Here is an 18,232-nt window from a genome sequence, read left to right on the forward strand (position 1 = left end):
CGCACTCACAGGCCGTACGGCCCGCTACTGGCGCCCCGTGTCCTCCTCCAGCGCCGCCAGCGCCGGGTCCAGGACGATGTCCTGCTCGCGGCCCTCGATCGTCGGCTCCTCCGGGAAGTGGCAGGCCGTCAGATGGCCGTCGTGGTTGCCGGAGATCCGGACCAGCGGGGGTTCCTCGGTGGCGCACTTGTCCTGCGCCTTCCAGCAGCGGGTGCGGAACCGGCAGCCGGAGGGCGGCGAGATGGGCGAGGGCACGTCGCCGGCCAGCCGGATCCGCTCGCGGCGGCCCGCGTCGGCGTCCGTGAGGTTGACCTCGGGCACCGCGGACAGCAGGGCGTGGGTGTAGGGGTGGCGGGGGCGGGTGTAGATGGACTCGCGGTCGCCGACCTCGATCACCTTGCCGAGGTACATCACGGCCAGGCGGTGCGAGAAGTGCCGTACGACGGCCAGGTCGTGGGCGATGAACAGGAACGCGATACCCAGTTCCTGCTGGACCTCCTTGAGCAGGTTGACGACCTGTGCCTGGATGGAGACGTCGAGGGCCGAGACCGGCTCGTCGGCCACGATCAGCTTGGGTTCCAGGGCCAACGCCCTCGCCACACCGATGCGCTGGCGCTGGCCGCCGGAGAACTCGTGCGGGAAGCGGTTGTAGTGCTCCGGGTTGAGGCCGACGATCTCCAGCAGCTCACGGACCCGCTTCTCCCGGCCGCCCTCCGGCTCGATCGCGTTGACCTCCATCGGACCGGAGATGATCTTCCCGATCGTCTGCCGCGGGTTCAGCGAGGAGTACGGGTCCTGGAAGATCATCTGGATCTCGGACCTGATCGGCGCCAGATCCTTGCGGCTCGCATGGCTGATGTCCTGACCGCGGTACGAGATCCGGCCCGCGGTCGGCTCCAGGAGCCGGGTGATCAGGCGTCCGGTCGTCGACTTGCCGCAGCCGGACTCGCCGACCAGGCCGAAGCTCTCGCCGACGTGCACGGTCAGGTCGATGCCGTCGACGGCCTGTACGGCCCCGACCGTGCGCCGGATCGGGAAGCCGCCCTTGACCGGGAAGTGCTTGGTCAGCCCCTCCACCACGAGCAGCGGTTCCCCGGCACCGTCGGTGCCGGCCTCCCGCGGGGCGGGGAGGACGAGGTCCTCTTTCATGACTCCTCTTCCATGACGTTCTCCTCATGATGCCGTGGCCCGGTCCAGCCGGGGACTAGCCCAGCCGGGGCCTGATCTCCTCCACGAAGATGGTCCGCTTCTGGTCCGCGGTGAGATGGCAGGCCCCGTCGCGGTCCGGTCCCAGCAGCGGGCGTTCGGTCACACAGCGGGAGCCCCCGACCCGGTCCTGGAAGGTGCAGCGGGGATGGAAGCGGCAGCCGGACGGCGGTGTGAGCAGCGACGGGGGCGAGCCGGGGATCGGCGAGAGCGGGGTGTCGAAGTCGGAGTCGAGACGGGGCATCGAGTTCAACAGGCCCCAGGTGTAGGGATGCTGGGGCGAGCGCAGCACCTGGTCGACCGTGCCGCGTTCGACCGCGCCGCCCGCGTACATCACCATGATGTCGTCGGCCATGTCGGCGATGACGCCGAGGTCGTGGGTGATGAAGACGATCGCCGAGCCGAACTCCTGCTGGAGGTCCTTGAGGAGGTCGAGGATCTGGGCCTGGACGGTCACGTCGAGGGCGGTGGTCGGTTCGTCGGCGATCAGCAGGTCGGGGTCGCAGACCAGGGCCATCGCGATCATCGCGCGCTGGCGCATACCGCCGGAGAACTGGTGGGGGTAGTCCTTGGCGCGCTGCTTCGGGTGGGGGATGCCGACCTTGCCGAGCATCTCCACCGCGCGGTCCATGGCCGCCTTCTTGGAGGCTCCGGTGTGCTTCATGAAGGGCTCGGCGATCTGCCGGCCGACCGTGTAGTAGGGGGAGAGCGCGGTGAGCGGGTCCTGGAAGATCATGGCGGCCTTGTTGCCGCGCACCTTCTCCAGGTCGGACTCCCGGGCGGTGGTCAACTCCTGTCCGTCCAGCAGGATCTCGCCCTCGACGGTGGTGAACTTCGGGTTGTGCAGCCCGAGGATGGTCAGGTTGGTGACGGACTTGCCGGAGCCCGACTCACCGACGATGCCGAGCGTCTGGCCCTTGGCGACGTCGAAGGAGAGCCCGTCGACGGCCCGCACGATCCCGTCCTCAGTGCGGAAACTGACATGCAGGTCCCGCACCGAGAGAAAGGCCCCCTCGTCGGCGGGTCCGGGGCGGCCGGCTTCCTTGGTCAGAGTGGTCACGACGATGTGCTCCTAGGCCAGCCGCACGCGCGGGTCGATGAAGGCGTACGCGGCGTCGACGACGATGTTGCACAGCAGGATCATGGTGGCCGAGAACAGCATCACGCCGAGCAGCAGCGGGAGGTCGCTGAAGAACACCGACTCCACCGCGAGCCGCCCGAGGCCCGGGAGGCCGAAGGTGTACTCGGTGATGATGGCGCCGCCCAGCAGGGACCCGAGGTCGATGCCGAAGATGGTGACGATCGGGATCAGCGAGCCGCGCCAGGCGTAGCGGAAGAAGACGTACTGCCGCGACATGCCCTTGGCCTTGGCGGTGCGGACGTGTTCCTCCTGGAGCTGCTCGATCATCGACGAGCGCGCCATACGGGTGTACTGCGAGGCGAAGATCGTCGACAGCACGACCCACGGGATGATCAGCCCGGCGAACCAGGCGGCCGGGTTGCCGGTGAACTCGTTGTAGGCGGGCTTCTCGAAGAGGTGGGTCTGGTAGACGAGGATGGCCAGGGCGAGCGGGCCCAGGAAGTAGATCTGCATCGAGCTGATCACCATCGCCCCGGCGGTGAAGGTCTTGTCGACCAGCGTGCCGCGTTTCCAGGCGGCGATCAGACCGGTGCCGAGCCCGATGACCAGGAAGCACACCGCCCCGCCCAGGGTGAGCGAGAGGGTGGTGGGCAGCCGGTCGATCAGGGTGCTCCAGACCGGCTCGTTGGTGTGGTACGAGTACCCGAAACACGGTGCCGGGCAAGGGCCTTGGGCGAAGTCGCTGCTGCCCACGACCAGGTTGTGCAGGAAGATCCAGTACTGCTCGGGGATCGACTTGTCGAGCCCGAGCACCTGGTGGAGGTTCTCGAGGTTGGCCGGAGTGCACGTCTTGCCGCACATCAGGAGCGCCGGGTCACGCGGCATTCCGAAGAACAGCAGGAACGTGACGATACTCAGCAGGAAGAGGATGACGACGGCGCCGAGCGACCGGCGTACGAGGAAGCGCAGCATGACAGAGGCAGCTCTCAGGCGTCAGCGGGGGCCGGCCGGTACCCGGTGCGCCGCCGGGGTGGGCGCACGCACCGGGTACCGGGTGGGCCGGGTTACTTGATGAAGAGGCGACGCGGGTCGACGCCGGAGATGACGTCGTCGTAGGCGAGGCCGCCGATCTTGGTGCCGGCGATCTGGGTCTGCTTGTAGTACGCGGTCGGGACGACGTTCACGACGTCCTTCACGATGTACTCGTTGAGCTTGCCCCACTCGACCGAGGCCTTGGCCGGGTCGGTGATCTTGTTGATCCGGTCGATCTCGCTGTTGACCTTCGGGTCGTTGATCTGCGAGTAGTTCTGCGCGCCCTCGGCGATGCCGCGGCCGTCGTACAGCGGCGGGATCACGGTCGAGGGGGACGGCCAGTCGGCACCCCACGCGGTGTGGAAGATGTCGTACTTGTTGTCCAGCTTGCTGACCTGGTCGTAGTAGGTCTCGGCCGGGATCTCCTGGCGCTGGACGTCGAAGCCGGCCTTCTCCAGGCCCGCCGCCATGGCGGTGGAGTACTGCTGGCCCTCGGGGGTGTTGATGTAGCCGAAGGTCAGCTTCATGCCGACCTTGCCGGCCTCCTCCAGAAGCTTCTTGGCCTTGGCCGGGTCACCCGCGGGGTTCTTCCGCTTGCCCCACGGGTCGAACGCGGCGTTGTAGCCGGTGACGGTCGGGCTGAGGATGCCGCCGGCGGCCTCCATCGCGTCGGTGCCGCCGTAGGCCCGCACGAACGGGGTGACCGGCAGGCCGTAGGCGATGGCCTGGCGGATCTTGATGTCCTTCAGGGCCGGGTGGCTCAGGTTGATGTTCATCTGGCCGACGTAGGGCTGGTAGCCGCCGACCGTACGGGACTTGAGCTTCGGGTCCTTCAGGACCTTGGACAGGTTGCCCGCGTCGACCGCGTTGCTGAAGCTGACGCCGGTCTGGTCCTTGCCGGTGTCGGCGAGGAGCGCCTTGGTGGAGTCCTCGTACTGGTTGTTGAAGGTGATGTTGAACCCGTCCACGTACTGGTGGCGCAGCGGGTCGGTCTTCGCGTCCCAGTTGGTGTTCTTGACGAGCACCATCGACTTGCCGGACTTGAAGGACTGGATCTTGTACGGGCCCGACACCACCGGGTCCTTGTCGTACTTCTCCTTGGTGTCACCCTTCTCGGACACGACGGAGTAGCCCGCCATGGCCAGGGCGTACGGCAGGTCGGCGTGGGCCGTCTTGAAGTGGAAGACGACGGTCTTCTCGTCCGGCGTCTCCAGCACGGTGTCCGGCAGGTGCTTGCCCTTGTACGGGCCGTCCGGCAGGAGCTTGCGGTAGTCGGCACCGGGGGTGTCGGCCAGCCACTGCTGGATGTACGGCGGGCCCTGGTTGACGAAGGCCGCGAACTGCCGCTCGAAGGTGTGCCGGATGTCCGCGGACGTGATCGCCGACCCGTCCTCGAACTTGAGGCCGTCCTTGAGGGTGTACTTCCAGGTCTTGCCGCCGTCCGTGGTGGTACCGGAGTCGGTGGCGAGGTCGCCGACGAGTTCGTGCTTGCCGCCGTCGTTGCTGGTCGCCTTGTAGCCGGTCAGCCCTCGGTGGAACAGCTGGGAGACGGCCATCTCGTCCTGGACGTAGATCTGGGCCGGGTCGAGGTGGGCGTAGCTGTCGCGGGCCAGCACCTCGATGGTGCCGCCGCTCTTGGCGCCCGGTACCTCGGCCGCCGGCCCCGTGGAGGCCGCGGCGTCACCGAACTTGATGGACGCCTGCTGACGCTGGGCGTTCTCCTGGTCCTGCTTGTCGTTGTCGCTCGATCCACTGCCGCCCTCGCTGCAACCGGTGAGCACGAGTGCTCCGGCCGCAAGCACCGAGATCGCGGCGTAGACATGACGTCCGCCCCTACTCATCACTCAGTTTCCACCTATCTGTGTGTCACCGGTTCGAAGGAAGTGCCCTGCGAAGCAAGTGCTGAAGGAAGTGCCAGAGCTGGTACCAACGGAACAACCCGCCGGTCAGCGCGCCGTCTTGGGATCGAAGGCGTCCCTGACCGAGTCCCCGAGCAGGTTGAAGGCCACGATGAAGATGATCATCGAGATGCCGGGGAAGAACATGTAGGTGATGTCGTTCTGCATCACGAGTTCGGTCGACGCCTTGGAGAACATCTGCCCCCAGTCCGGCGTCGGTTCGACGATGCCCACGCCGAGGAAGGACAGACCGGCCTCCGCGGTCACGAAGTTGGGCAGCATGTAGGTGCCCTGCACGAGGATCGGTGTGACCACGTTCGGCAGGATCTCCCTGCGGATGATCCGCCGGGGCGGGGCCCCGCTGACCTTGGCCGCCTCGATGAACTCCCTTTCCCGCAGGGCGAGTGTGGTGCCCCGCAGGATGCGCCCGAGGCTCATCCAGCCCAGCACCCACTGCACGGCGATGAGGGCGACCACCCGGACGTAGACCGGCGTCTCGTCGGTCGGGCTGACGAACAGCGAGACCACGACGGGCATGCTGGCGATGAAGAACAGCTGCGCCGGGAAGGCCAGGAGGAAGTCGATGACCCGGCTGATGAAGTAGTCGGTCCGGCCGCCGAGGTAGCCGGCCGTGACCCCGAGGATGATGCCGGTGACCACGGTCGCGAGGGTCACCGCGACGGAGATCATCAGCGAGGTCCGGATGCCGTAGAGGAGCTTGGTGAAGACGTCGTAGCCGTTGCCGGGCTCCAGGCCGAACCAGAACTCGCCGCTGATGCCGCCGTTGGGCTGGACCGGGACACCCGCGCTGTCGAAGAGTTCGGGGCGCTCGTCGGCGTACACCGTGTACGGGTCCTTGCCGTACAGCTTGGAGATCAGCGGGGCGAGCAGTCCGATCGCGAAGAAGAAGATGACCACGCAGGCCGAGGTCACACCCGTGCGGTCCCGCTTGAAGCGGATCCACATCAGCTGGCCGGGGGAACGGCCCACCAGCTGTTTGTCCTCGGGTTCCTTCTTCGGCGCCAGGTCGCCGTCGACGACGACCGACGTCCCGCCGTCCTCAATGTCGATAGGACTTGTCACAGTTCGCCCATTTCACAGATGTGGGTGTGCCGAGCCGGCGATCGACGCAGGCGTGCGTGATCGCGGACCGAATCATGAAGAAGCGTCAGGGCGCCCCGGAAAAGGCGGCAAACCCGCAGCCGGACGCGCGTAGGCGCAAGGGCGCGCCGATCGACCGGCCGCCTGCGCTCAGAGGCAATCGCCGTACAGGTGTGGACAGTTGACTGCTACGGACACCGTGACCCACCTGGCGCTTGTGACACCGCGCATGGGACTCCTCCTCATGACTCCACGTGTTCACCAACAGGAGGGGGCACATGTCTGTCCTCCGACACCCCTGACGGAGAGTCAGACACCCCCTGGTGCTCGTTGAGTCGGCGCCGTCCCCACGGCGCGAGACCCATTGACCCGAGCGCTACGCGGCTAACTATCTGCCATGAGCCAACTACCGACCACCGTCTTTAAATCTCAATTCAGTCACAGCTGACGCGTACATCTTCCAAAACATGGACAAACTGTTCGGCACGAGATGGGTGCGAAACGGACGTGTTACATGGCTACCGGGCGAGGATCTCCGCATTTCGGACAGCGGTGGGTGTCGGCCACCCGCCGGTCACCGCGGAACCAGGCCAAAACCGGTTGCGAAAAGCCCGGCCGCCCCCACCTTGGGGGCGACCGGGCTCAGGCTGTGTGCCGGCTGGGCGTCAGCCGTGCTTGGCGCGGCTCGCGGAGCGACCGCGCTCCTTCTGGTCGAGGACGACCTTGCGGATGCGAACGGCCTCCGGGGTCACCTCCACGCACTCGTCGTCGCGGCAGAACTCCAGCGACTGCTCCAGCGAGAGCTTGCGCGGCGGGACGATCGCCTCGAACGAGTCGGCCGCGGCCGACCGCATGTTGGTGAGCTTCTTCTCCTTGGTGATGTTCACGTCCATGTCGTCGGAGCGCGAGTTCTCGCCGACGATCATGCCCTCGTACACCTCGGTGCCGGGGTCGGTGAACAGCACGCCGCGCTCCTGGAGATTCGTCATCGCGAACGCGGTGACGGCGCCGGCGCGGTCGGCGACCAGGGAGCCGTTGTTACGGGTCGTCAGCACGCCGAACCAGGGCTCGTGGCCCTCGTGGATCGAGTGCGCGATGCCGGTGCCGCGGGTGCCGGTGAGGAACTCGGTCCGGAACCCGATGAGACCGCGGGAGGGCACCACGAACTCCAGACGCACCCAGCCCGAACCGTGGTTGGACATGTTGTCCATCCGGCCCTTGCGGACACCCATGAGCTGCGTGACCGCGCCCATGTGCTCCTCGGGTACGTCGATCGTCATGCGCTCGACGGGCTCGTGGACCTTGCCGTCGATCTCCTGGGTGACCACCTGGGGCTTGCCGATGGTCAGCTCGAAGCCCTCGCGGCGCATCTGCTCGACCAGGATGGCGAGCGCCAGCTCACCACGGCCCTGGACCTCCCAGGCGTCGGGACGCTCGGTGTCCAGGACCCGCAGCGAGACGTTACCGATCAGCTCGCGGTCCAGGCGGTCCTTGACCTGACGGGCGGTGACCTTGCGGTCCTTGACGGCGGCCTTCGCGGAGGCGCCCTTGCCGGTGCCGCCACGGCCGACCAGCGGCGAGGTGTTGGTGCCGATGGTCATGGAGATCGCCGGCTCGTCGACCGTGATGAGCGGCAGCGCGATCGGGTTCTCGGGGTCGGCGAGGGTCTCACCGATCATGATGTCCGGGATACCGGCGACGGCACAGATGTCACCGGGGCCTGCCATCTCGGCGGGCTTGCGGGTGAGCGCCTCGGTCATCAGCAGCTCGGTGATGCGCACGTTGGACATCGTGCCGTCACGCTTGATCCACGTGACGGTCTGGCCCTTGCGCAGCTCGCCCTGCTCGACGCGGAGCAGCGCGATACGGCCGAGGAAGTTGTCGGCGTCCAGGTTGGTGACGTGCGCCTGGAGCGGGGCCTCGGTGTCGAACTGCGGAGCCGGGACGTGGGACAGGATCGTGGAGAAGAACGGCTCCAGGCTGTCGCTGTCGGCCGGGACGGTGCCGTCCTCCGGCTTGGTCAGCGAGGCCACACCGTCGCGTGCACACGCGTAGACGATGGGGAACTCGATCTGCTCCTCGTCCGCCTCCAGGTCCAGGAAGAGGTCGTAGGTCTCGTTGACGACCTCGTCGATCCGGGAGTCCGGGCGGTCGGTCTTGTTGATGCACAGGATGACCGGCAGACGCTGCTGGAGCGCCTTGCGCAGCACGAAGCGGGTCTGGGGCAGCGGGCCCTCGGACGCGTCGACGAGCAGCACGACCGCGTCGACCATCGACAGACCGCGCTCGACCTCGCCGCCGAAGTCGGCGTGGCCCGGGGTGTCGATGATGTTGATCGTGATGACGTCGCCGCCATCCTTCGGGTGGTACTTCACGGCCGTGTTCTTGGCCAGGATCGTGATGCCCTTCTCACGCTCCAGGTCGTTCGAGTCCATCATGCGGTCGTCGAGCGACTCGGCGGCGTGCGCGGCGAAGGCACCGGCCTGCTTGAGCATGGCGTCGACCAGTGTGGTCTTGCCATGGTCGACGTGGGCGACGATGGCGACGTTGCGAATGTCGTGACGCGTTGCGGTCACAGCCATAGTGAGGCGCTTCTCCCGGAGTGTGAGGACGGCCTGCGCTGACATCTGTGTCGCGCGGACCCTGCCGGGCTGGACACGCCACGGCCTCACCCCATGGTACGGGGCCGCCAGGGTGCAGGCGCGCCGGGCTGTGCCGGTGCGGACGGGTCCGGCGGCATTCGTGCAGCTCAGACCGGTCAGGAGGCGACGGAACCAGCCGGGCAGAGCCTGCCGGCGGCCCCGGAACCGGCCGTTCCGGGGGTGGCGTCGGGGTGGGTTCCGGAGCCGGACGGCACGCCTTGGCGAGTGTCTCCCCCATGCGTCGGCCGCCGCCCCGCGCGGTGCGGGACGGCGGCCGGCCGCTCGTGTGCGAGGTCGTGTCTCCCTCTAGTCCTGGGAGGGACTCGGGGACGGCTTCGCACCCTTCTTCAGGAAGCCCATGTCCTCGTAGACCGGTGTCCGGAAGCCGAAGGCACCGGCGTTGGCCAGGTTCTTGCGGGCCGCCGTGAGCTGGGGGCGCTGGTAGAGGGGGATGGAGCCGGCCGCCGCCCAGATGCGGGAGTCGGCCTTGCGCAGGAGGCCGTGGCTCTCGTCCTTGTCGAGGGTGGCGACGGCCTGGTCGAAGAGCTGGTCGACCTGGTCGGTGCCCACCCGGGTGTAGTTCTGCTCGACGTTCAGGGAGCCGTCGGCGGCCGGCACCGGCTTGGCGAAGATCGGGCGGGCGTCGGTCGCGGGGAAGGCGGAGGCGGGCCAGGAGTACAGGGCGAGGTCGTACTGGCCGGACGCGATGTGGTCCTTGAAGTAGCTCTCGTCGGCGACCTTGGAGATCTCGGTGCGGATGCCGACCTTCTCCAGCATGCGGCTGATCCGGTCGGCGACGGTCCGCAGGTTCTGGGAGCCGGGGCCGGAGGGGAGCACGAAGCGCAGGGTGAGCGGCTTGCCGTTCTTGGCGAGCCGCGCGGACTCGGCGCTCGCCGGGGCGGCGGTGCCCATGGGGGCGTACGCGCCGGGCGCACCGCCCTGCTTCAGCTTGTTCGCGTACTGCTTGCCGTCCTGCGCGAGGTGCTTGCCGCCCTCCTCGCTCTTCTGGGAGTGACGGTGCGCCTTGCTCTGAGGGTGCTTCCTCTTCTCCCGGTCGGCCTCGCCGGGAGCCTTGTCGTCCTCCCCGACGATGTACGTCCCCTCGTCGCCGCCCGCCGACTCGGCCGCGGCCTCATCGGACTCCCCGGTCTTCTCCGGCTTGCCGGCCTTCTCGGCCTCCGCGCCGGCCGCCTTCTCGCCCTTCTTCTCCTTCACCGGACCGCCGAGCACCCACCCGGCGTCCGCGAGGAGCGCCCGCGCCTCCGCGGTGTCCTGCCCGCCGAGGGCGCCGCTGTTGTCGGCGTAGGCGGCCTGCCCGGACAGCGCGAGGTGGCTGCCGACCGGCTCGGCGGGCAGCCCGAGCGGCCGGAGGACGGCCTTCGCCAGCGCCTGACGGTCGAGGGCGCGGGCCACGGCCCGGCGGACCCGCTCGTCGGCGAGCGGGCCGTCGGACCCGTTCAGGGCGAGCTGGGTGTAGGCGGGCTCCAGGGACTTGCGCACCTCGAAGCCGAGCAGCGCCTGCTGCCGACGCTTCTTCTCGGCGGTCTTCGAGGCCGAGTTCCCGCTCGCCTTCTTGCCTGATGCCTTGGCCTTGCCTGCCGTCCTGCCCGACTTCTCGTCGGTGCCGGACGCGTCCCCCTCGTCGGCGGTCCTGGTCCTGCGGACGTCGCCCGAGCCCTGGGGCGCGGTGGCCGTCCCCTTGCCTCCGGCGCGCCCCGCGAGCGTGACGCGTCCGGCGGAGTCGGGGTCGATCTCGGCGAGGTCGAGTCTCCCGGCGGCCAGCGCGGTGGCCCGCTCGTCCCGCGGTACGGCCCGCAGCACGATCTCGGAGAGCTTGGCGGGCCGTCCCCACCAGCGCGGGTTGCGGACGAGGGTGACCTCCTCGTCCTTGCGGTCGACCTTCTTCAGGGCGAACGGCCCGGCGGTGACCCTGAGCTTGCGGCGCGGCCCGTCGTTGAAGGAGTCCGGGGTGCCCATGACGTCCTTCGGGTACAGCGGCGAGAACAGCGACTGCCAGTCGGCGTAGGGCCGCCCGAAGGTGACCCGCACCTCCAGGTCGTTCGCCCCGCGCTCGATCTTCTCGATGCGCTCGTACCCGGCGTTGCGCGCGGTCCAGTACGCGGTGTCCTTGCCGGACAGGGCACGCCACTGGGCGGCGAAGTCGGCGGCGCCGATCTCCCGGCCGTCGCTCCACACGGCCTGCTGGTTCAGCTTGTACAGCACGACCTGCTTCGGCTCGGTCTCGACGACCTTGGCGGACTCCAGGTAGTCGGCGTTGCGCTCGGGCCGCCCGTTCCCGTCCAGCCGGTACATCGAGGGCAGTACGGCCTGCGCGACCCGGCCGGTCGCCGCGTCGGCGTCGGCCTGGAAGGTGTTCAGCGTCTCGGGTACGGAGTCCACCGCCCAGCGCAGCGTCCCGCCGTCGGCGACCAGGGCCCGCCCGGCCGGCGCGATGTCCTGACCCGCGAGGGGCTTGCCCGCCTGGTCCTCGGAGCTGCACCCGGCGAGCAGGGGGACCGCGAGCGCACCCGCGGAGAGGAAGGCGACCGAGCGCATGACCGCGCCACGCCGAGGCCTGGGAACACCGTCGTGGGACATGCCGTCTACCTCCGGGGTGAACCGCCGGTTTGGATCACGTTTGGCGGTATATGGAGCTGATCAGATGTATGCGGCCACTGAAGAGGAAAGGGTTCGGCAGGGGACGGCGACACGGCGGTGGGCGGCGCCAAGGCCACCCGTGCGGCGCAACGGCCGACCCAGGGGGCGGCAGCTTCCGGCGCGTGGGGGGCGCGCACGGAGGCTCGCGATCCGCCAATCCATGCACGTCCCTTCCCAGGGGCAGGTGTGACACGCAACACTCGCAGGCGCATGACCGTTCCCGTCCAGGGCGACGCCGCCCGCGGAAGTGAGGTCACGTCATGTCCGTGAACGACGAACTGACGTCAGTCCAGCGCAGCCTCGACGAACTGTCCCGGTCCGTGAAACGCCTGGAACAGCAGCTCGGCAGCGGTGGCCTGGAGATGCGCCGCGTCCGGGCAGACGCCGACCGGCTGCGCGAGAGTGTCGCGCTGCTGCGGGACGCCTCTCCCGGGCCGGCCAAACCCCGGCGCCCCGACCTCGTGCCCATCCCCGACACCCCGTACGACAACAGCCTGTGGACGGACTCGGACGACGAGGGACTCGGCGCCCGGGACCGCCGCGCTCCCTAGGGGGTCTCTGTCCGCCGGACAGCCCCCGTCCGGAGTCCCGACCCGACCGGAGTCATGAATTGGCCACTGGTACGGAACCTCCAGCAACCGAAGACCCCCATCCCCCGCGCGGCGGCGTACGCACCGGTACGCGCGCCGCGATCGACGCTCCGCACCTGCGCACCGACCGCTGGTGGCTGGCCCCTGCCGCCACGGCAGCCGGTCTGTTCGCGTTCATCGTCTACTCGACCTGGCGGGCGTTCGCGAACACCGACTACTACGCGGCCCCGTACGTCTCGCCCTTCTACTCCCCGTGTCTGGCGGAGAACTGCGAGCCGATGCGCAACGGCCCCAACGCCGAGCTGTTCGGCGGCTGGTGGGGCATCTCCCCCGCGATCATCATCCTGATCTTCCCGCTCGGCTTCCGGCTGACCTGCTACTACTACCGCAAGGCCTACTACCGGGGCTTCTGGGCGTCCCCGCCGGCCTGCGCGGTGGCCGAGCCGCACAAGAAGTACTCGGGCGAGACCCGGTTCCCGCTGGTGCTGCAGAACATCCACCGGTACTTCTTCTACGCCGCGCTCGTCGTCGCCGGGATCCTGACCTACGACACCGTGCTCTCCTTCCGCGACGAGCACTACGCGTGGGGCCACATGGGCCTGGGCACCCTGGTCTTCCTGGTCAACATCGGGCTGATCTGGGCGTACACCCTCTCCTGCCACTCCTGCCGGCACATCGTCGGCGGCAAGCTCAAGCACTTCTCCAAGCACCCCGTGCGCTACCGGGCGTGGCAGCTGGTCGGGAAGCTGAACGCCCGTCACATGCAGCTGGCCTGGGCGTCGTTGGTGAGCGTGGCGCTCGCCGACTTCTACGTGTACCTGGTCGCTTCCGGTGCTTTCGATGATCCGACCCTCTTCTAGCAGACAAAAAGGTGCTTCTGATGTCCGTGGTCGACCGGCAGGAGTGGGACGTCGTCGTGGTCGGCGCCGGTGGCGCGGGCCTCCGTGCCGCCATCGAGGCCCGCGAACGTGGTGCGCGAACGGCCGTGATCTGCAAGTCGCTGTTCGGCAAGGCGCACACGGTGATGGCCGAGGGCGGCATCGCCGCCGCGATGGGCAACGTCAACTCCGGTGACAACTGGCAGGTCCACTTCCGCGACACCCTGCGCGGCGGCAAGTTCCTCAACCAGTGGCGGATGGCCGAGCTGCACGCGCGGGAGGCCCCGCAGCGGGTGTGGGAACTGGAGACCTGGGGCGCCCTCTTCGACCGTACGAAGGACGGCCGGATCTCGCAGCGCAACTTCGGCGGCCACGAGTACCCCCGCCTCGCGCACGTCGGCGACCGCACGGGCCTGGAGCTGATCCGCACCCTCCAGCAGAAGATCGTGTCGTTGCAGCAGGAGGACTTCAAGGAGACCGGCGACTACGAGTCCCGGTTGAAGGTGTACCAGGAGTGCACGGTCACCCGGGTCCTGAAGACCGTGCCCGACAGCGGCTCCGCCGCGGGCGGCCGGGTCTCCGGTGTCTTCGCCTACGACCGCGAGACCGGCCGTTTCTTCGTCCTCGAAGCCCCGGCCGTGGTGATCGCGACCGGCGGCATCGGCAAGTCGTTCAAGGTGACGTCGAACTCGTGGGAGTACACCGGCGACGGCCACGCGCTGGCCCTGCTCGCCGGGGCGCCCCTGCTGAACATGGAGTTCGTGCAGTTCCACCCGACCGGCATGGTCTGGCCGCCGTCGGTCAAGGGCATCCTCGTCACCGAGTCGGTGCGCGGCGACGGCGGGGTGCTCAGGAACTCCGACGGCAAGCGGTTCATGTTCGACTACATCCCGGACGTCTTCAAGGAGAAGTACGCCCAGTCCGAGGAGGAGGGCGACCGCTGGTACGAGGACCCGGACCACAACCGGCGCCCGCCGGAACTCCTCCCCCGTGACGAGGTGGCCCGCGCGATCAACTCCGAGGTCAAGGCGGGCCGCGGCTCCCCGCACGGCGGGGTGTTCCTCGACGTGTCGACGCGGATGCCCGCCGAGGTCATCCGGCGCCGACTGCCGTCCATGTACCACCAGTTCAAGGAACTGGCCGACGTCGACATCACCGCGGAGCCGATGGAGGTCGGGCCCACCTGTCACTACGTGATGGGCGGCATCGCCGTCGAGTCCGACACCGCGGCGGCGCGCGGGGTGCCGGGACTGTTCGCGTCCGGTGAGGTCGCGGGCGGTATGCACGGCTCCAACCGGCTCGGCGGCAACTCCCTCTCCGACCTGCTGGTGTTCGGCCGGCGCGCGGGATGGCACGCGGCCGAGTACGCGGCCGGGCTCGCCGCGGACCGCCCGCCCGTGGACGAGACCCAGGTCGACACGGCGGCGGCGGAGGCGCTGCGCCCGTTCTCCGCCGAGGGCCCGGCGCCGGGCGAGGACCCTGACCGTCCGCAGGACAGCGCCCAGACCCCCGGGGTCCGGCCACCGGAGAACCCGTACACCCTCCACCAGGAACTCCAGCAGACCATGAACGACCTGGTGGGCATCATCCGTCGCGAGGCGGAGATGCGGGAGGCGTTGGAGAAGCTGGCCGATCTGCGGGTACGGGCCCGGCGGGCCGGCGTGGAGGGCCACCGCCAGTTCAACCCGGGCTGGCATCTCGCCCTGGACCTGCGCAACATGCTCCTGGTCAGCGAGTGCGTGGCCCGGTCCGCGCTGGAGCGGACGGAGTCGCGCGGCGGCCACACCCGCGAGGACCACCCGACGATGGAACGCACCTGGCGTCGCGTCAACCTGATGTGCCAACTCACGGATCCCACCGGCGGGTTGGCGGCCACCGACCCGGAGCGCGGCCAGATCGACCTCACCCGTGAGACCACCGAACCCATCCGCCCCGACCTGCTCGCCCTCTTCGACAAGGAGGAGCTGGTCAAGTACCTCGCCGAAGAGGAGCTGTACGAATGAGCGGCTACACGGCCCACTTCAAGGTGTGGCGGGGTGACGTCGAGGGCGGCGGCCTGAAGGACTTCGAGGTCGAGGTGAACGAGGGCGAGGTGGTCCTCGACATCGTCCACCGCATCCAGGCCACCCAGGCCCCCGACCTGGCCGTCCGCTGGAACTGCAAGGCGGGCAAGTGCGGTTCGTGCTCGGCGGAGATCAACGGGCGCCCCCGGCTGCTGTGCATGACCCGCATGTCGGTGTTCACCCGCGAGGAGACGATCACCGTCACCCCGCTGCGGGCCTTCCCTGTCATACGGGATCTGGTGACCGACGTCGGCTTCAACTACACGAAGGCGCGCGAGGTCCCGGCCTTCGTGCCGCCCGCCGACCTCGGTCCCGGCGAGTACCGGATGATGCAGGAGGACGTGGACCGCTCGCAGGAGTTCCGCAAGTGCATCGAGTGCTTCCTGTGCCAGGACACCTGCCATGTGGTCCGCGACCACGAGGAGAACAAGCCGGCGTTCGCCGGGCCGCGCTTCCTGATGCGGGTCGCGGAGCTGGACATGCACCCGCTGGACGCGGCCGACGACACCGGCCTGGACCGCAAGAAGACCGCCCAGGAGGAGCACGGCCTCGGCTACTGCAACATCACCAAGTGCTGTTCGGAGGTCTGCCCCGAGGGCATCAAGATCACCGACAACGCGCTGATCCCGCTGAAGGAACGGGCCGTCGACCGCAAGTACGACCCGTTGGTGTGGCTCGGGAGCCGGATCCGGAGGCGCACCTCGTCGGGCTGAGGCCCCTGGGGCCGCGACCGGTCGGCCGGAGGCCCGCGGATACCGGCGACCGGGCGCAGCACGCGCCGGGCCGCCTTGCTGGTGAGTAGCGCTCGTATCGGTGGACCGCAGGGCGCCCACAGGTCGCTCACCACCGACGCGGGCACCTGTGCGGGCAACGGGAGCCTGAGGTCTGGGCCACGGGAGCCTCACGTCGTCGTGCCCCGGTGTCCGATCAGTTCCAGGGCCCTGCGGAGGTTGTGTTCGGCGATGGCCCGCATCGGCTCCGGGTCCGGGAAGTCGCCGTCGAGGAGCCGGAGCGGACCGGCCACCAGGGACAGCCTGATGGCCAGGCGGTAGAGGCGCAGGCGGTCCTCGTCGAGGCCGGGGGCGCGCAGGGCGTCGTACGCCTCGTGGAAGCGCAGCTCCAGGAAGACGTGCTCCCACTCGGCGTCGAAGTACATCAGGCCTTCGATGTCGATCAGGGCCGGATCGCCGCCCGCGTCCAACAGGACGTGGTCCGGGCCGAGTTCGCCGTGGATGAGGGAGTACCGGGAACGCGGGCGGACGGCCGCCGCCAACTCCCCTATCGCCGCCTCCAGTTCGCCTCTCGCGGCGGCGATCCGGGCGTCCCGCGGTGCGGTCTCGGCGATGTCGCGCAGGGCGCCCTCGGTGACGCGGTGTTCGCAGGAATGCGCCGACGACGTACCGCCGTTGTCGACGAGCGCGACCTTCCCGAAGGCCGGCCCCTGGTGCGCGTGCAGGGTCGCCAGGCGTCCGGCCAGCCGTTCCAGGGCGGCGCGCCCGGCGACCGGGTCCCGCTCCAGTGCCGCCTCCAGGCTCCCGCCCGTGACGTCCTCGACGACCGCCGCGTCGGCCGGGAGAAGCGTGTGCGTGCCGTCGGCGTACAGCAGGCGCGGGGTGCGCACCCCGACGGCGGCCAGCCGGTCGTGCGCCGCGGTGAACAGGTCGAGGCCGGACCCGTGCGAGAAGGGGTCGCGGAGGTCGGAGGGTCCGGCGTCCCAGTAGTCCTCGTCGGCCGACCAGACGTAGGCGACGGCCGTCGTGCCGTCGTCGAGGGTCAGCCGGTAGACGCCCTTCTTGCTGCCGCCGCGCGGGCGAGCGGGGTGAGGTCGTCGCGGGTGAGGGGCCTGCGGGTGGAGGTCATCGGAGGATGCTCGCACCCCGTGGGAGCCCGCGGCAGCCGGTTTTCAGCGCACCCAGCCCTCCCGGTACGCCGTCCAGTCCTCCTGGGTGGCCGCGAAGTCCACATAGGCGGCGACCCCGAAGTTCGCGCGGTCCGCGTCCGTGCGGGACAGCCCCAGCCGTACGCCCCGGACCGCGGCGGAGACGGTCTCGGCGTGGTTCCAGTGCCCGAACCGGTTCTCGTGGAAGAACGGCAGCCCCATGAGGAGGTCGGTGGACTGCGGGGTGGCCTCCAGGGCCAGCGCGGTCTGCTGGGCGACATAGCCGCCGTAGGTGCTCTCCAACGGCTGGATCGTGTCGTACGACATCATCGCGATCTGGTCGACCCGGCGCGCGACCTGCCCGAAGTACTCCTGCGACCACCACTTGGGGTGCCCGGTCAGGATGCCCCAGAAGGAGTGGAACGCCGGCACCGGGTCGATCTGGTGCGCGGCGACCGACAGCTGCGCGTCCCGGGCGCGGGTGACGCCGTGCAGCGCGTCGAGGAGGGTGAGGTAGTTCCGGTCGCCGGAGTGCAGCGGCTCCAGGTCGAAGTGCACGCCGTCGAAGCCGACGTCCAGGATCTGCCGGGTGGACGCGACGACGGCTGCCCGCGTCCGGGGCCGCTCCAGCCGCATCCCGTCCGGGCTCTCACTGGCGAGCACGTCACCCAGCCAGGCCTGGACGCGGATGCGGGGCGCCGCGGTGTGGATCGCGTCGATGAACCAACGGGCCCTGGGGTAGGCCGACTCGGGAAGCGTGCCGTCGTGCTCCAGGGGTCCGGAGTGGACGTAGAGGTCCCGGATCCCGGTGGTCTCCAGCCGCCGGGCCAGCGCGGTGACGTCGGCGTCCTTCTTCCGCCCGTCGACCCAGGCGTGGCCGAGCCAGATCGCGTCCTTGTCCCGGGTGTACGTACCGTCCGCCGGATCACCGGTGTAGTTCACCCGGAGGGCGATCTCGCCGCCGAGCAGCGGCAGGACGACGATCAGGACGAGGGCGAGGGCGGTGCGCCGGAGCCGGCGGACCCAGGGCCGCCGCCCGGGTCTCGGCTCGTCCAGAGCCCCCGCTCCGTCGGCGCCTCTCTCGTGCTCCGTGTCCGTGTCCGTACCCCCGGAACCTTCCACCACAGCATTTCCCTCCCCGTCGGCGCACCCCGTACCCCACCCCACCCCACCCCGGTCGCGCGGCCGCATTCCTGCTCATACG

General features: G+C 69.3%; 13 protein-coding genes. 4 read left to right on the forward strand and 9 right to left on the reverse strand.

Annotated features, from left to right (window positions below):
* Positions 1 to 24 precede the first annotated feature (24 nt).
* The 7 genes from ACZ5VD_RS22080 to ACZ5VD_RS22110 form a co-directional block, all read right to left on the reverse strand.
* Positions 25 to 1,149: an ABC transporter ATP-binding protein gene (locus ACZ5VD_RS22080; protein WP_468682988.1), complete on the reverse strand. Its 1,125-nt coding sequence runs from the start codon at positions 1,147 to 1,149 to the stop codon at positions 25 to 27.
* A gap of 55 nt (positions 1,150 to 1,204) precedes the next feature.
* Complete coding sequence (locus ACZ5VD_RS22085; protein WP_468547278.1) at positions 1,205 to 2,266, reverse strand: ABC transporter ATP-binding protein; 1,062 nt, start codon at positions 2,264 to 2,266, stop codon at positions 1,205 to 1,207.
* A 12-nt stretch (positions 2,267 to 2,278) separates the two neighbouring features.
* Complete coding sequence (locus tag ACZ5VD_RS22090) at positions 2,279 to 3,259, reverse strand: ABC transporter permease (protein ID WP_468547279.1); 981 nt, start codon at positions 3,257 to 3,259, stop codon at positions 2,279 to 2,281.
* A gap of 92 nt (positions 3,260 to 3,351) precedes the next feature.
* On the reverse strand, positions 3,352 to 5,160 hold the full coding sequence (locus tag ACZ5VD_RS22095; protein ID WP_468547280.1) for an ABC transporter substrate-binding protein: 1,809 nt from the start codon (positions 5,158 to 5,160) through the stop codon (positions 3,352 to 3,354).
* A 105-nt stretch (positions 5,161 to 5,265) separates the two neighbouring features.
* Positions 5,266 to 6,300 (reverse strand): ABC transporter permease, encoded by a 1,035-nt coding sequence (locus ACZ5VD_RS22100; protein ID WP_468547281.1) that lies wholly within the window; start codon positions 6,298 to 6,300, stop codon positions 5,266 to 5,268.
* A 683-nt stretch (positions 6,301 to 6,983) separates the two neighbouring features.
* Positions 6,984 to 8,900, reverse strand: coding sequence for a translational GTPase TypA (gene typA, locus ACZ5VD_RS22105; RefSeq protein ID WP_468547282.1), 1,917 nt, complete (start codon positions 8,898 to 8,900; stop codon positions 6,984 to 6,986).
* 366 nt (positions 8,901 to 9,266) lie between these two features.
* A complete protein-coding gene (locus ACZ5VD_RS22110; protein ID WP_468682989.1) occupies positions 9,267 to 11,558 on the reverse strand; it encodes an ABC transporter family substrate-binding protein in 2,292 nt (763 codons plus the stop codon).
* Between the two features lie 320 nt (positions 11,559 to 11,878).
* Between ACZ5VD_RS22110 and ACZ5VD_RS22115 the strand changes: the two genes are divergently transcribed.
* From ACZ5VD_RS22115 to ACZ5VD_RS22130, 4 genes are read left to right on the forward strand one after another with little or no spacing between them, the layout of a single operon-like run.
* On the forward strand, positions 11,879 to 12,169 hold the full coding sequence (locus tag ACZ5VD_RS22115) for a hypothetical protein (protein WP_468547284.1): 291 nt from the start codon (positions 11,879 to 11,881) through the stop codon (positions 12,167 to 12,169).
* 59 nt (positions 12,170 to 12,228) lie between these two features.
* A complete protein-coding gene (locus ACZ5VD_RS22120) occupies positions 12,229 to 13,068 on the forward strand; it encodes a hypothetical protein (protein ID WP_468547285.1) in 840 nt (279 codons plus the stop codon).
* 20 nt (positions 13,069 to 13,088) lie between these two features.
* Positions 13,089 to 15,089: a fumarate reductase/succinate dehydrogenase flavoprotein subunit gene (locus tag ACZ5VD_RS22125; protein ID WP_468682990.1), complete on the forward strand. Its 2,001-nt coding sequence runs from the start codon at positions 13,089 to 13,091 to the stop codon at positions 15,087 to 15,089.
* Positions 15,086 to 15,862, forward strand: coding sequence for a succinate dehydrogenase/fumarate reductase iron-sulfur subunit (locus tag ACZ5VD_RS22130; protein WP_468547287.1), 777 nt, complete (start codon positions 15,086 to 15,088; stop codon positions 15,860 to 15,862). The genes ACZ5VD_RS22125 and ACZ5VD_RS22130 overlap by 4 nt, the downstream gene beginning before the upstream one ends.
* 188 nt (positions 15,863 to 16,050) lie before the next feature.
* Here ACZ5VD_RS22130 and ACZ5VD_RS22135 read toward each other — a convergent pair whose 3' ends face one another.
* Together ACZ5VD_RS22135 and ACZ5VD_RS22140 are read right to left on the reverse strand one after the other, a co-directional pair.
* The gene (locus tag ACZ5VD_RS22135; RefSeq protein WP_468682991.1) at positions 16,051 to 17,025 is read right to left on the reverse strand and encodes a phosphotransferase family protein; all 975 of its coding nucleotides are present in this window, start codon (positions 17,023 to 17,025) and stop codon (positions 16,051 to 16,053) included.
* A gap of 27 nt (positions 17,026 to 17,052) precedes the next feature.
* A complete protein-coding gene (locus tag ACZ5VD_RS22140; protein ID WP_468682992.1) occupies positions 17,053 to 18,219 on the reverse strand; it encodes a glycoside hydrolase family 18 protein in 1,167 nt (388 codons plus the stop codon).
* Positions 18,220 to 18,232 lie beyond the last annotated feature (13 nt).

This window comes from Streptomyces sp. NPDC032822, assembly GCF_055578825.1.